This window comes from Nocardioides ginkgobilobae (assembly GCF_054781275.1).
This window is the reverse complement of the sequence record NZ_BAAGUS010000001.1, coordinates 124,124-138,070: the sequence shown is the minus strand read 5'-3', so window position 1 is coordinate 138,070 and position 13,947 is coordinate 124,124. Positions and strand designations below refer to the sequence as shown.

The window sequence follows — 13,947 nt, the reverse complement described above, 5'->3', positions numbered from 1 at the left end:
GGCTACGACGCCTTCTTGGCCGCGGCCTTCTTGGACGCCGACTTCTTCGCGGGCGCCTTCTTGGCCGCGGTCTTCTTCGCGGGCGCCTTCTTGCTCGCGGACTTCTTGGCAGCCGACTTCTTGGCGGCCGTCTTCTTCGTGGCGGCCGGCTCCTCCGACGACTCCCCGCGGCCCTTCTTGGCCGCGTCGACCGAGCGCTGGAGCGCCGCGAGCAGGTCGACGACCTCGCCGGAGGTCTTGGTGGAGGTGGGGGTCCGCTCGACCTCGCCGCCCTCGATCTTGGCCTTGACCAGCGCCTCGACGGCCCCGGCGTAGTCGTCCTCGAACTCCGCGGGGTCGAAGTCGCCGGCGAGGGTCTCGACCAGCATCTTCGCCATCTTCACCTCGGCGTCCTTGACCTCGCCGACCTCGACGGAGAAGTCGGGCACCCGGACCTCGTCGGGCCACATCATCGTCTGGAGCACGATCACGTCGCCGGCCTCGGTCTCGCGCACCCGCAGCACCGCCACCGTGGTGCGCTGGCGCAGTGCGACGGTCACGACCGCCATCCGGTCGGCGTCCTGGAGCGCCTGGCGCAGCAGGGCGTAGGGCTTGGCGCCGCTCTTCTCCGGCTCGAGGTAGTAGCTCTTCTCGAAGAGCATCGGGTCGATCTGCTCGGTCGGCACGAACTTCTCCACCGCGATCTCGCGGGAGGAGGTCAGCGGCAGGTCGGCGAGGTCGTCGTCGGTGAGGACGACCATCTCGCCGTCCTCGGTCTCGTAGCCCTTGGCGATGTCGGAGTAGGGCACCTCCTCGCCGTCGAGGGAGCAGACCCGCTGGTACTTGATCCGCCCGCCGTCCTTGACGTGCACCTGCCGGAAGGAGACGTCGTGGGACTCCGTCGCGGCATAGAGCTTCACGGGGACGCTCACCAGCCCGAACGACACCGAGCCCTTCCAGATCGCACGCATGGTGCACAGTCTGACCGCTCCGACGGGTGGAAGTCATCGCCCCGACGCGTGGGGCAGGATGGCGAGGGTGTCCGCCCCGCGCCCGATGCTCGCCACCAAGACCGACCACGTGCCGGTCGGGGCGGAGTGGTCGCACGAGGTGAAGTGGGACGGGGTGCGGGTCCTGGCCGAGGTCCGCGACGGCCGCACGAGGCTGTGGAGCCGCAACGGCAACGACGTGACCACGGCCTGGCCCGACGTCGCGGACGACCGCGGGCGTCCGCGGGACCTGCTGGTCGACGGCGAGGTGATCGCGCTCAACGACCGCGGCCTGCCGGACTTTCGGGTCCTGCAGGAGCGGATGCACGTGCGCAGCACCCGCACGGCGGCCCGGCTCGCCGAGACGCTGCCGGCGACGTACATGGTCTTCGACCTGCTGCGCCTCGACGGCGAGGACCTCTCGGGCCTGCCCCTCGCCGAGCGGCGCGAGCGCCTCGCGGGGCTGGCCGAGGGAGGGGGCCTGGGCGGGTGGCAGGTGCCGGCGGCGTACGACGACGGGGCGATGCTGCTGGAGGCGACCCGCGCCCAGGGGCTGGAGGGCGTGGTCAGCAAGCGGCTGGACAGCCGCTACGTGCTGGACTCGCGCAGCCCGCACTGGCGCAAGTTGGCGCACCGCCACCGCAGGTCGTACGTCGTGGGCGGCTGGCGCCCCCAGGAGGGCACCAGCGACCGGCTCGCCAGCCTGCTCGTGGGCGAGCCGACCCCCGAGGGCCTGCTCTACCGCGGCCGGGTCGGCAGCGGCATCGGCGGGAAGGTCTCGCGCCAGCTGGCCGAGGCGGTCGCGTCCCTCACGCGGAGCAGCAGCCCGTTCGCCGACGAGGTGCCGCGGGTCGACGCGACGGGCACCACCTGGGTCGAGCCGGTGCTGGTGGTCGACGTCGACACCCACGGGGTCGGCTACGCGCGGCTGCGCCAGCCGTCGTACCAGGGCCTGCGGCCCGACCTGGACCCGAGCGCGCTGCAGGACCAGTCGTGAGTCCGCAGGGCGAGCGGATCCAGGTCGACGTCGAGGGCCGCACGCTCACGGTGAGCAACCTCGACAAGGTGCTCTTCCCGCGCACGGGCACGACCAAGGGGGAGGTGCTGCACTACTACGCGCAGGTCGCGCCGACGCTGCTGCCGCACCTCGCCGACCGCGCCGTGACCAGGATCCGGTGGCCGCACGGGGTCGAGGGGCAGAGCTTCTTCGAGAAGAACGTCCCGCAGGGCACGCCGTCGTGGGTGCGCACGGTCTCGGTCCCGACGACCGGCTCGCGCGGCTCCTCGCGGCACGGCGACCGGCTGGTCTTCCCGGTGGTCGACGACCTCGCGACGCTGACCTGGCTGGTCAACCTCGCCGCCCTCGAGCTGCACGTCCACCAGTGGCGGGTCGGGCGCAACGGCCGGCCCCGCAACGCCGACCGCCTCGTCATCGACCTCGACCCCGGCGAGCCCGCGGGGCTGCACGAGTGCTGCCAGGTGGCGCTCATGGTGCGCGACAAGCTCGCCGAGCGCGACCTGCCTGCGCGACCGGTGCTCAGCGGCAGCAAGGGCCTGCACCTCTACGCCACGCTGCCCACGCGGCTGCCCGGCGAGGAGTCCACAGCGCTGGCCAAGGAGGTCGCCGAGGAGCTGCAGGGCGAGCACCCGCGGCTGGTGACCGCGACGATGACCAAGGCGCGGCGCGGCGGGAAGGTCTTCCTCGACTGGTCGCAGAACGCCTCGTCCAAGACCACCATCGCGCCGTACTCCCTACGCGGGCGCGACAAGCCGATGGTCGCCGCCCCCGTCTCGTGGGCCGAGGTCGAGGCCGGCGCCGAGGCCGACGACGGGCTGGAGCAGCTGCGCATGGAGGAGGTCCTGGAGCGGGTCGCGGACCTGGGGGACCTCTTCGCCTGACTGTTCAGCGCCAGGCTGGAGGTGCTCGAGCCGGTGCATCGTCCCGGGAGGACGCGCCGGTTCGGCTGTTACCCAACCGTGGACCCGGCGTGCAGGCGACGTGAACGCCCCGAGCAGCCGACTCCCTAGCGTGGAGACATGAGGCCGCACCACGTGAGACTCCTGGTCGTCCCGACCGCGGGCGCCGCGCTGCTGGGCGGTGTCCTCTGGCTCTCGGGCATCCCGCTGAGCAACGCCGGCGGCACCGACGAGGGCGTGCGGCTGGTCTCCGAGGGCACCGAGGCGACGCTCGTCGTCACCGACCTCGCGCCGGGGCAGTCCGCCGAGCGCAGCATCTCGATCAGCAACCCCGGCTCGGAGCCCACCCGGCTGTCGATGACCGAGCACGGCGACGCCGTGGTCGCGAGCGGCGGAGCGGCCGAGGACGCCCTGCAGCTGGTCGTCGAGCGCGAGGGCGTGCGGTTGTACGCCGGGCCGATGGGCGCCATGAGCGACGTGGCTGCCGACCAGGGCTGGATCGCCGCGGGCAGCCGCGTGACCTTCACCTTCACCGTCTCGCTGCCCGACGAGGCACCGCCGCTGGCCTCCCGGGCCGAGCTGTCCTACAGCTGGGAGACCGCCTCCTGAGCGCTGGTCGCGGCCGCGTCGTGCCGGCCCGACCGCTCGGGACCAAGGGCCCGCCCGAGCGGCCACTCGGCAGGTGACCTGCGAGATCCCCTGTCCGGGTCCGGTCGGTGTCCTATTGTTCGGGCCATGGCTCAGCGGGTGCTCGTCGTCGAGGACGAGGAGGACATCGCCTTCCCCCTCGTGCGCACCCTCGAGCGCGAGGGGTACGACGTCGCCTGGGTCGACACCGGTCAGCGGGCGCTCGACGACGTGGCCGCCACCCCCACCGAGCTGGTGATCCTCGACCTCGGCCTGCCCGACATCGACGGGCTCGAGGTCTGCAAGCGCGCCCGTGAGGCCGGGTTCACCGGTGGGATCATGATCGTGACCGCCCGCGCCGGCGAGCTCGACCGCGTGGTCGGGCTCGACACCGGTGCCGACGACTACCTCTCCAAGCCGTTCGGCCTGGCCGAGCTGCAGGCGCGGGTGCGCGCCCTGCTGCGCCGGCTCAACGCCCCGGGGCGCGAGGAGACCCACGGCGACCCCGACGGCCTGCACGTCGACGTCGCCGCGCGCCGGGTCTACGCCGGGCAGACCGAGGTGGCGCTGACCGGCAAGGAGTTCGACGTCCTGTCCATCCTGGTCGCCAACCGCGACAAGGTCGTCTCCCGCGGCCGGCTGATGGCCGACGTGTGGGACGAGAACTGGTACGGCTCGACCAAGACCCTCGACGTGACCATCGGGCGGCTGCGGCAGAAGCTCGAGGGCGCCGGCGTCGGCGAGAAGGTCGTCGCCGTGCGCGGCGTCGGGTTCAGGCTGGAGTCGGTCCCGGCCTGAGCGGGCCTCCGGCGCTGCCGGGTCGCACCACCGCCAGGACCGCCTTCGCCAGCGAGCCCGCGAGGGCCTCGGGAGCGAGCGGCACGGGGGAGACCGCCTCGTCGTCGAACAGCGCCCGGCTCGTGCCGAGCGCGAAGAGCAGCCGCCACGCGGCCTCCGCGTCGGGGGTCGGGCACCCGAAGCGCCCGCGCAGCCACTGCGTCACCGTCGCAGCGAGCCGGTGCGTGAAGGCGGTGCTCGCGGCCTCCAGGTCGGGGGAGTCGACCTCCACGAGGAAGGCCCGCATCCCGCCGCGGTGGCGCACGAAGAGGTCCACCGCGGCAGTCGCCAGGAGCGCCACGGCCCGCTCGTCGTCGGGCTCGGTGTCGGCCACGGCGAAGGCCTGCGCCGTCTCGGCCTCGATCGTGCCCAGGACCCGCGACTGCGCGGCGAGCAGCAGGCCGTGCCGGTCGCCGAAGCGGTGGTAGAGCGAGCCGTTGCTCGTGCCCGCGGCGCGGGCCACGGCCGCCACGGTCACCGCGGCCGGCCCGCCCTCGTCGAGCAGCGCCAGGGTCGCGGCGAGCATCCGGTCGGCCGAGGACTCCGAGCGGGTCTGCAGCGGCGTACGCACTCCCACACCCTAGCCAGAGTGGAGCGGTTGCTCTAGTTTTGGCCCATGCGCGAGTTCCGAGTGCGGGGCAAGACGTTCGGCGGCGTGCCGCGGGACCACTGGCGGAGGGTCAACGAGGGGCTCGACCCCGAGACCGACTACCGCGAGATCTACCGCAACGCCGTGGCCCACGAGTTCCCCTGGGACATGAACCAGGCGCTCTCCTTCGCCCTGTTCCGCACCTACGCCGTGCCCGGCATCGGCGCGCTCCTCGACGCGACCGGCCAGTTCACGGGCGCGGTCCAGAAGCGGTACGACGACACCGCGCTGCTCCTCGAGGTGCCCGCCGAGAAGGGGTTCGACGACCCCGAGGCGCGCGCCGCGATCCGGCGGATCAACCAGATGCACCGCGCCTACGACATCCCCGACCACGAGATGCTCTACGTGCTCTCGACCTTCGTGGTGGTGCCCAAGCGCTGGCTCGACGCCTACGGCAAGCGGCCCTTCACCGAGACCGAGCTGCGCGCCTCGGTGAACTACTACCGCGCCCTCGGCAAGCACATGGGCATCCCCGGGATCCCCGAGACCTACGACGCCTTCGCGCAGCTCATGGACTCCTACGAGCGGGCCCACTTCGCCTACGACGAGGGCTCGCGCCGGGTCGCCGACTCCACCCTCGGGCTGATGCTGACGTGGTACCCCAAGGTCGCCGGCCCGGCCGTCGACACCTTCTCCCGCGCCCTCATGGAACCGCCGCTGCGCGAGGCCCTGGGCTACACCGCGCCCTCCCCGCGCGTCGAGAAGCTGATGCGCGGCGCCCTGCGCGCCCGCGGTCGGGTGCTGCGGGTCTTCCCCGCCCGGATGAGTGTGCAGGGCGTCGCCGACCTGCGCTGGGTCCGCTCCTACCCCGACGGGTTCGATGTCTCCGAGCTCGGGACCTTCCCGGTCCCCGGCGTCGCCGGCTGCCCCGTGCGGCACGAGACGGGGGAGACCGCCAGCACTGCCTGAGGTCCGCGCTGTTGGTCGAGCAGCGAGCGCTAGCGAGCGTCGTCGAGACCGCGTGAGCTGTCTGTGCTCGCCCACCACGCGCAGGTGCGGCGGTCTCGACGACGCCCTCGCTGGCGCTCGGGCTGCTCGACCAACAGAGGACGGACTCCGTCGCTGCACTCGCACCTCTGCCAACGGGTGGGACCCCTCCCCCCGACAGGTGGGGGTCGTCCCGGCAGCCCCGGGCACCGGGTCCCCATGCCTCCACCGACTCCCCGCCCTGCCGCCGTCCTCGTGACCGGTGCCTCCAGCGGCATCGGCCGCGCCACCGCCCTGGCCGCGGCGGAGCGCGGTGACGACCTGGTCCTGGTGGCCCGGTCGGAGAAGACCCTGCAGCAGGTCGCGACCGAGTGCCGCTTGCACGGTGCCGGGTCGGTGACCGTGCACGCCCTCGACGTCGGCGACGACGAGGCGGTCCGGGCGATGGTCGAGTCCGTCGTACGTCGGCACGGCCGGATCGACCTTGCGGTGCACGCCGCCGGCGTCGTCGCCTACGGCCGGATCGACCAGGTGCCGGCCGGGGTCTTCGACGGGGTCCTGCGCACCAACCTGCTCGGCTCGGCCAACCTCGCCCGTCACGTCGTCCCGGTGCTGCGGCGCCAGGAGCACGGGTCGCTGGTCCTGGTCGGCTCGGTCATCGGCCACATCCGGGTGCCCGGCATGGCGGCGTACGCGGTCTCCAAGCACGGCGTGCGCGCCCTGGCCGCCCACCTCCGCATCGAGAACCGCGACCTGCCCGGCGTCCGGATCGCCTACGCCGCGCCCGGGGGCGTCGACACCCCGATCTACCAGCAGGCCGCGTCGTACGCCGGGTTCGTCGGCCGGCCCCCGCCGCCGGTCTTCTCCCCGGAGCGGACCGCCCGCCAGTTGCTGCGCCGCGCCGACCGCGCCTGGCTGCCCGCCCAGCTGAACCCGGCCAACGAGCTGATCCGGTTCGGCGCCACCGCGCTGCCCTGGGTCTACGACCGGATGGTCGGGTCGCTGTTCGGCGTCATCGCCACCGACCTGACCCGGCCCACCGGCCCGACGACGGGCAACGTCCTGGAACCGCGCGCCGCGGGCAACGCCCTGCGCGGGACCGCCGGACCGACCGTGGCCGGCGTCCTGGCCAACCTGCGCCGCCGGTTCGCCGGAGCCGCACCGGCCGCCACGACCCCCGACGAGCACGTCCCGCACCCCCGCTCCGCCACCGACCCGGTGGTGGCGCGCACGAGCACGAGCGAGAGGAGCACGACATGAAGGCAGTCACCTGGCAGGGTCCCCGGAAGGTCTCGGTCGAGGAGGTGCCCGACCCCCGGATCGAGGAGCCGACCGACGCGATCATCAAGGTGACCACCACCGGCCTGTGCGGCTCGGACCTGCACCTCTACGAGCCGCTCGCGCCGTTCATGACGCCCGGCGACATCATCGGCCACGAGCCGATGGGCATCGTGGAGGAGGTCGGCAGCGCGGTCACGAACCTCAAGCCCGGCGACCGGGTCGTCGTGCCCTTCAACATCTCCTGCGGCTCGTGCTGGATGTGCGACCAGCAGCTCTACAGCCAGTGCGAGACCACGCAGAACCGCGACCAGGGCACCGGCGCCAAGCTGCTCGGCTACTCCAGCCTCTACGGCGCGGTGCCGGGCGGCCAGGCGGAGTACCTCCGCGTGCAGTTCGCCGACTTCCTGCCGGTCAAGGTGCCCGAGGGGCCCTCCGACGACCGGTTCGTCTACCTCTCCGACGTGCTGCCGACCGCCTGGCAGGGCGTGGAGTACGCCGAGCTGCCCAAGGACGGCACGCTGCTGGTGATCGGCGCCGGACCGATCGGCGACATGGCCGCGCGGATCGCGATGCACCGCGGGCACCGCGTCATCGTCGTCGACCGGGTGCCCGAGCGGCTCGCCCGTGTGGCCGCCCGCGGCGCCGAGACGATCAACCTCGACGAGGTCGACTCGGTCGGGGAGGAGGTCCGCTCGCGCACCACCGGCGGACGCGGCCCCGACTCGGTCCTGGAGGCCGTCGGCATGGAGGCGCACGGGAACCCGGTCGCCGAGACCGCCGCCAAGATGGTCGGCCTGCTGCCCGACCCGCTGGCCAAGCCGCTGATGAAGAACGCCGGCATCGAGCGCCTCGACGCCCTGCACACGGCCATCGACGCCGTACGCCGCGGCGGGACCGTCTCGGTCTCCGGGGTCTACGGCGGACAGCTGGACCCGATGCCGATGATGACGATGTTCGACAAGCAGATCCAGCTGCGCATGGGCCAGGCCAACGTGCGCAAGTGGACCGACGACATCCTCCCGCTGCTCCTCGACGACGAGGACCCGCTGGGCACCGAGGGGTTCGCGACGCACCGCATGCCCCTCGACGAGGCACCGGAGGCCTACGCGCACTTCCGGGCCAAGGAGGAGGGCATGGTCAAGGTCGTCTTCACCCCGTGAGTCCCGTGAGCCGTGCGGTCCGCGCGAGCGGAGCGTCGTACGACGCGGTCGTGGTCGGTGCGGGCCCCAACGGGCTCGTGGCCGCGACGCTGTTGGCCGACGCCGGGTGGTCGGTGCTGGTCCTGGAGGCCGCACCGACCCCCGGCGGTGCCGTGCGCAGCGACCGTGACGTGCACCCCGACTTCGTCCACGACACCTGCAGCGCGTTCTACCCCTTCAGCGCCGCCTCCCCGATCCTGCGCGGCCTGCGGCTGGAGGACCACGGGCTGGAGTGGCGGCACGCGCCTGCGGTGCTCGGCCACGCGTTCGGCGACGGTCGCTGGGGGATGCTGCACACCTCGCCCGAGGAGACCGCCCGGCTGGCCGAGGAGGCCGCCCCCGGTGACGGCGAGGCGTGGCTGGCGCTGTGCGAGGAGTGGCGCCGGGTCGGCCCCGCACTGGTCGACGGGCTGCTCTCGCCGTTCCCGCCCGTGCGGGCCGGTGTCTCGCTGCTGCGGGCCCTGCCGTCGGTGGGCGGCATCGACTTCCTGCGCACGCTGCTGGCGCCGGGCACCGAGGTGGGGCGCGACCGGCTGCGCGGGGAGGCGCTGCGCACGCTGCTGGCGGGCAACGCCGGGCACGCCGACATCCCGCTCGACGGTGCCGGCTCGGGGTTCATGGGCTACCTGCTGACCATGCTCGGCCAGCACGACGGGTTCCCGGTCCCGCGCGGGGGCGCGGGGGAGCTGGCCGCGGCCCTGGTGCGGCGGCTCGAGGCCGCCGGCGGCGAGGTGCGCTGCTCGGCCGAGGTGGAGGCGGTCGTCGTCGAGGACGGCCGGGCCGCCGGCGTACGGACCCGGGAGGGGGAGACCGTCCGCGCCCGCCGCGCGGTGGTCGCCGACGTGTCGGCGCCCGCGCTCTTCGGACGGTTGCTGGACCCGGCGGTGGTGCCGGAGCGGGTACGCCGAGGCATGGACGCCTTCACGTGGGACCCCGGCACGGTCAAGGTCGACTGGGCGCTCTCGGGGCCGGTGCCGTGGGCCTCCCCACCGCCGCACGACCCCGGCACCGTGCACGTCGCGGACTCGCGCCGGGAGATGGCGCTCTCGCACGCCCAGGTCGCCTCGGGGGTGCTGCCCGCCGACCCGTTCCTGCTGGTGGGGCAGATGACCACCGCCGACCCCGACCGCTCGCCCGCGGGCACCGAGTCGCTGTGGGCCTACACGCACGTGCCGCAGCGGCTGGTCGAGGACGCCGGGCGCGGGCAGGTCGTGGAGGGACGATGGGACCGCGACGACTGCGAGAGGTTCGCCGACCGCATCCAGGGCCGCCTCGAGCGGCTCGCCCCGGGCTTCGGCTCGCGCATCCTGGCGCGGCGGGTCCTGGGGCCGCGCGAGCTGGAGGCGCTGGACGCCAACCTCGTCGGCGGGGCGCTGGGTGGCGGCACCGCCCAGCTGCACCAGCAGCTGGTGCTGCGGCCGGTGCCGGGCATGCGGGGACGGGCCGGGACCGGCGTACCCGGCCTCTACCTCGGCTCCGCCTCGGCCCACCCCGGCGGCGGGGTGCACGGCGCCCCCGGCGCCAACGCCGCCCGGGCCGCCCTCGCGCACTCCCGGTTGCCGCGGCTCCGGCTGCCCGGACGCTGAGTGCTGCGCTGGGTCCTGTGCTGGGTGCTGGCCCCGAGATCCGTTCGCACGAGCCCATGGCCCGGCGCGTCTCGAGCCCGGCTGCAGGGATCCCGACGCTCCTGTGCTCCGGCCGCCCCTGCGCTCCAACCGCGCCGGGGCCCCGCGCGGACCGCGCCCTCCCACCGACGCGCCTCGCGGGACCTCGGGCCGGGGTCACGATTGGGGACGGCGGTGCGGGGGTAGATCCCGCAGGGGCGGCCCCGGACGCCCCCCGGGAGGACTCGATGAGCGAGATGCAGGTGTCCCCGGCCGACATGCGCTCGGCCGCAGCAGCGGCGCGCTCCGCGGCCGAGGGAGCACGGGGGAGGGGATCCTCGGGCCACCTCGCGACGGCGGCCTCCGCGATCCCCGGGGCGCAGTCGGCAGGCTTCCTCGCCGAGCTGGGCGACGGCTGGGACAGCGACGTCGAGGCCTGGACGGACAGGGTCCTGGCCTTCGCCGGCGACGTCGAGCAGGCCTCGGCCGTCGCGGAGTCGACCGACGCCGCTGTCGACGGGCTGTTCGGAGGTCTCGGCGGCCTCCTCGGTGGGACGGCGGGCCCGTGACGGTCGGCTTCGGCGACGTCCGCGCCTGGCGTGCGGCGCCCCTCGGCACCGCCGGGGACGGCGTCAAGCGCGATGCCGACGACCTCGAGGGCTGCCGCGAGCAGCTGGCCACCCAGGGGCTCCCCGGCTCCTGGGTGGGGGTGGCCCGCATCGTGGCCCAGGCGCGGCACGTCGGCATGCTGGGTGACATGGACACCCTGCTCGAGGCGCGCCGCGAGGTGCAGCGCGCGCTCTACCTCGCCGAGTCCGAGGTGACGCGGATCGAGCAGTCGGTCGCCGCGGTCGAGGAGGCCGCGGCCTCGGCTCGGTGTGCCCTCGGGGACGACGGCTCGGTCACCGACCTCATGGGCCCGCAGACCTTCCCGAACCGGTTCGAGGCCGAGGAGTTCTCGCGTGCGCGCGCCGCCACGATGCAGCGCCTGGCCGCCGACGTGCAGGCGATCCTGGTCCAGGCGGCCGTCGTCGACGCGGCGCTGGCCCGCAGCATCCCGGGCGGGTACGTCGACGACATCGACGACTACGGTCAGGAGTCGCCCGAGGTGGCCGGCCGCTGGGCCGGGCTCACCGACGCCGAGCGGCGGGCGGTGGTCGAGCAGATGGTCCGCGAGCTCGCCGAGGAGTACGGCCTGGACATGCCGGTCATCGACTGGCGCGACGAGTCCTGGGGCTCCAACGGCCAGTACGCCGACGGCGACCCGGGCACCGTCAGTCTCAACGAGGGCCTGCTCGACGACCCGCGGCTGGTCCACACCGTCGCCCACGAGCTGCGCCACGGTCGCCAGTTCGAGGCCATCGACGACGCCGACGACTTCCACTGGCCCTGGCAGGAGGACCCGTTGCAGGAGCACCTCGACGACGGCATCACCGAGGAGCAGGTCGAGGAGTGGGAGCGGAACTTCGACGACTACCGGAGCACCTCGAGCGGCGACACCTACGAGGAGTACTTCGAGCAGCCCGTCGAGGTCGATGCCCGCGACACCGGGCGCGACTACCTCGCCGGCTTGACCGCCGAGGAGATCGACCGGCTCCTGGAGGCCTCGCGATGACCGAGGGGACCGCCGGGACGACGTACGCCGACCTCGTCGACCGTCACCTCGCCGACCCCGGTCCGGGCACGCTCGGCCCCTTGCGCTCGGCGGTGCGTGCCTCGCCCACCTTCGACCCCGACCTCGACGCAGGTCGGGTCGCCCGGCTGCTCGATGCTGCGCCCGACACGGCCGCTCGGGCGCTGGCCGCGATGATGCCCGGAGCCCTGCTGAGTCCCGTGGTCCACACGGCCCTCGCCCAGGCACTCGACCGTCTGGGCCGCGCTCCGGAGGCGTCTCGGCAGCGCAGGCTGGCCCGCGCCGCCCTGCGGGGGATCGTGGCGAGTGGCGACGGCACCCGTGCCCGCCCGTGGACGGTGCTGCGGGTCAGCGACGAGTACGACGTGCTGCGCAGCCTCGGTCGCCGTCCGGCGTCCCAGGAGCTGGTCGGCCAGGCCGGGCGGGAGCTCGACCGGATCGAGTGCGTCGACGGCAGCGAGGCGTGGTTCGACGCCGGCGGACTGGTCGTCCTCGATGCGTGAGAGGCGGGGCGCGAGTCTGGTCGGAGTCAAGGTCGTGTTGGCGGCAGGGCTCGCGGCAGGGCTGGTGACCGCGTGCGCCGAGAGTCCGGACGGCTCAGCCGGACCGGGCGGGTCCGGCTCGGGGACAGGTGCCGGGGACGTCCCGTTCCAGCTGGTGCTCGACGACCAGCTCTCGGTGAGCCCCGACGGGGCCAGCGTCCTGGCCGACTGCTGGAACGGGATCTGCACCTGGAACGCAGCCACTGGCGCGGTGGAGCTGGCCCCGGACCGCAACCAGGTCGCGGTCGCGCCGGACTGGTCCCGGGTCGCCACCACCGACGGCGGCACGGTCGTGCTCGAGCCGTGGGAGTCCGAGGGCTCTGCACAGGTCCTCGAGGGTCTCGACGACGCCGAGGTCGCCGACGGGTCGCCGGTGACCGCGGTGGCCTTCAGTCCCGACGGTCGTCGGGTCGCGGCGGTGGGCCCCGGCGCCGAGGTGCTGGTCTGGTCGGTGGAGGGGGGTGAGGTGGTGGCGAGCCTGACGGCCTCGTACGCCGCCGAGGAGCTGGCCTTCAGCCCCGACGGCACCCTGCTGGCCACGGCCGGCGGCGGCCCGGTCGAGGTGCACGACCTGGACACCGGGGACTCCCGCGTGCTGGGGCGGGGCCTCTCCCCGGCGGTGGCCTGGAGCCCCGACGGCCGCTGGCTGGCCGGTGCGGGCGAGGACGGCGTGCCGGTCGTCTGGTCCGCGGCCGACGGCGCCGAGGTCGCCCGGCTCCCCGGCGTACGGCTGCACGACCTCGCATTCGCCCCCGACTCCTCGACCCTCGCCCTCACCGCGCTGGAGACCACCGTCGTCCGGTTGTGGGAGGTGGGGGAGGGCCCGACCGACGCGGGAGGCGCCGAGGTGCGCGAGCTGGCGGGCCACCTCGACGAGCCCGGAGCAGTGGCCTTCGCCCCCGACGGCACGACCCTCTACTCCGTGGCGGCCGAGGACGGTGTCGTGGCCTGGAGCCTCGACCGGGGACGGCGCGAGTCCTTCGAGCTGCCGCAGGGTCCGTCCTGACACCCGCCGTCGACTCACGTCGGTGTCGGCGGGCGGGCGGTCGGTGCGCGTCCGGCGGGCGGCAGCATGGCCGTTGGGACCGAGCTGGAGGACGTGCGTCGAGCCTGGGTCCACGCACGTCCTCCGGCGACACCGAGGGACAGCCCTCGAGGCCGGCTGGAGGGTCCTGCTCGGCAGCAGGCGCCGGACAGGACCTCCGGCTCGTGCCGGGCCGGGCTCAGTCGTCGACGGAGGTCGAGCCCTCGCCCTCCGCGCTGACCAGCGTCTCCTCGGGTCCGCCCGGGATCGCGAGCGGCAGGTCGAGCGGGGCTGTCAGTCGCACGTACACGCTGCTCGTCGCGGCATCGACCCGCACCGACCAGCGCAGCCCGGGGTACTCCTCGAACGCGCGCACCTGCCGGAGGTAGTCCGCCACCCCGGCGCGCGCCGCTGCCACGTCCACGGGCAGCTCGTCGGTCGGCACCCCCTGGGTGTAGGTGCTGCGCCCGCTGGCGCCCGCGTCGGCTCCCGACAGGGCGGCACCGTCGGCCAGGGTGCTCAGGCCCGAGCGCTGCAGGTACGCCGCGGTCGCATCGGTCACCAGCGCGATCCCGAGCGCGAGCACCACGGCGAACCCGACGATCAGCGGTGTCACCGAGCCGCGATCGGTGTGTCGACGGGCGGCTGGGTCGAGGTGCGGGTCGAGGTGCGGGTCGAGGCCCCACGACGCGCTCCTGCGCGTGCTCAGGCCTCGACCCGCACCTCGACTCCGGCCTCG

General features: G+C 74.2%; 15 protein-coding genes. 12 read left to right on the top strand and 3 right to left on the bottom strand.

Annotation, left to right across the window (positions count from 1 at the left end; genetic code table 11):
- Positions 1 to 2 precede the first annotated feature (2 nt).
- Positions 3 to 950, bottom strand: coding sequence for a non-homologous end joining protein Ku (gene ku / locus ACYVID_RS00745; RefSeq protein ID WP_460733470.1), 948 nt, complete (start codon positions 948 to 950; stop codon positions 3 to 5).
- Between the two features lie 58 nt (positions 951 to 1,008).
- Between ku and ligD (ACYVID_RS00740) the strand changes: the two genes are divergently transcribed.
- From ligD (ACYVID_RS00740) to ACYVID_RS00725, 4 genes are all read left to right on the top strand, one after another.
- Positions 1,009 to 1,965, top strand: a complete 957-nt coding sequence (gene ligD / locus ACYVID_RS00740) for a non-homologous end-joining DNA ligase (RefSeq protein ID WP_460733468.1) — start codon at positions 1,009 to 1,011, stop codon at positions 1,963 to 1,965.
- Positions 1,962 to 2,867, top strand: a complete 906-nt coding sequence (gene ligD, locus ACYVID_RS00735; protein ID WP_460733466.1) for a non-homologous end-joining DNA ligase — start codon at positions 1,962 to 1,964, stop codon at positions 2,865 to 2,867. Before ligD (ACYVID_RS00740) ends, ligD (ACYVID_RS00735) begins: the two co-directional genes overlap by 4 nt.
- 138 nt (positions 2,868 to 3,005) lie before the next feature.
- Positions 3,006 to 3,494, top strand: coding sequence for a hypothetical protein (locus tag ACYVID_RS00730; RefSeq protein ID WP_460733464.1), 489 nt, complete (start codon positions 3,006 to 3,008; stop codon positions 3,492 to 3,494).
- 126 nt (positions 3,495 to 3,620) lie between these two features.
- Positions 3,621 to 4,310 carry a response regulator transcription factor gene (locus tag ACYVID_RS00725; protein ID WP_460733462.1) on the top strand — a complete coding sequence of 230 codons (690 nt, stop codon included), beginning with the start codon at positions 3,621 to 3,623 and terminating at the stop codon, positions 4,308 to 4,310.
- Here the strand turns inward: ACYVID_RS00725 and ACYVID_RS00720 are convergent.
- Positions 4,285 to 4,920, bottom strand: a complete 636-nt coding sequence (locus ACYVID_RS00720) for a TetR/AcrR family transcriptional regulator (RefSeq protein WP_460733460.1) — start codon at positions 4,918 to 4,920, stop codon at positions 4,285 to 4,287. The genes ACYVID_RS00725 and ACYVID_RS00720 overlap by 26 nt on opposite strands.
- Before the next feature lie 45 nt (positions 4,921 to 4,965).
- Between ACYVID_RS00720 and ACYVID_RS00715 the strand changes: the two genes are divergently transcribed.
- From ACYVID_RS00715 to ACYVID_RS00680, 8 genes are all read left to right on the top strand, one after another.
- Positions 4,966 to 5,907: an oxygenase MpaB family protein gene (locus ACYVID_RS00715; protein ID WP_460733458.1), complete on the top strand. Its 942-nt coding sequence runs from the start codon at positions 4,966 to 4,968 to the stop codon at positions 5,905 to 5,907.
- A 237-nt stretch (positions 5,908 to 6,144) separates the two neighbouring features.
- Positions 6,145 to 7,185 carry an SDR family NAD(P)-dependent oxidoreductase gene (locus ACYVID_RS00710; protein ID WP_460733456.1) on the top strand — a complete coding sequence of 347 codons (1,041 nt, stop codon included), beginning with the start codon at positions 6,145 to 6,147 and terminating at the stop codon, positions 7,183 to 7,185.
- The gene (locus tag ACYVID_RS00705) at positions 7,182 to 8,366 is read left to right on the top strand and encodes a zinc-dependent alcohol dehydrogenase (RefSeq protein WP_460733454.1); all 1,185 of its coding nucleotides are present in this window, start codon (positions 7,182 to 7,184) and stop codon (positions 8,364 to 8,366) included. Before ACYVID_RS00710 ends, ACYVID_RS00705 begins: the two co-directional genes overlap by 4 nt.
- Positions 8,363 to 9,991: a phytoene desaturase family protein gene (locus ACYVID_RS00700; RefSeq protein ID WP_460733452.1), complete on the top strand. Its 1,629-nt coding sequence runs from the start codon at positions 8,363 to 8,365 to the stop codon at positions 9,989 to 9,991. The genes ACYVID_RS00705 and ACYVID_RS00700 overlap by 4 nt, the downstream gene beginning before the upstream one ends.
- A 266-nt stretch (positions 9,992 to 10,257) precedes the next feature.
- Positions 10,258 to 10,578 (top strand): hypothetical protein, encoded by a 321-nt coding sequence (locus ACYVID_RS00695; protein ID WP_460733450.1) that lies wholly within the window; start codon positions 10,258 to 10,260, stop codon positions 10,576 to 10,578.
- Positions 10,575 to 11,624 (top strand): hypothetical protein, encoded by a 1,050-nt coding sequence (locus tag ACYVID_RS00690; RefSeq protein WP_460733448.1) that lies wholly within the window; start codon positions 10,575 to 10,577, stop codon positions 11,622 to 11,624. The genes ACYVID_RS00695 and ACYVID_RS00690 overlap by 4 nt, the downstream gene beginning before the upstream one ends.
- Positions 11,621 to 12,145, top strand: a complete 525-nt coding sequence (locus tag ACYVID_RS00685) for a DUF4919 domain-containing protein (RefSeq protein WP_460733446.1) — start codon at positions 11,621 to 11,623, stop codon at positions 12,143 to 12,145. The genes ACYVID_RS00690 and ACYVID_RS00685 overlap by 4 nt, the downstream gene beginning before the upstream one ends.
- 154 nt (positions 12,146 to 12,299) lie before the next feature.
- Complete coding sequence (locus ACYVID_RS00680) at positions 12,300 to 13,190, top strand: WD40 repeat domain-containing protein (protein ID WP_460733444.1); 891 nt, start codon at positions 12,300 to 12,302, stop codon at positions 13,188 to 13,190.
- Positions 13,191 to 13,407: 217 nt separating this feature from the next.
- On the opposite strand, the gene ACYVID_RS00675 is transcribed toward ACYVID_RS00680, so the two are convergent.
- Positions 13,408 to 13,824 (bottom strand): pilus assembly protein TadG-related protein, encoded by a 417-nt coding sequence (locus ACYVID_RS00675; protein WP_460733442.1) that lies wholly within the window; start codon positions 13,822 to 13,824, stop codon positions 13,408 to 13,410.
- Positions 13,825 to 13,947: the final 123 nt, after the last annotated feature.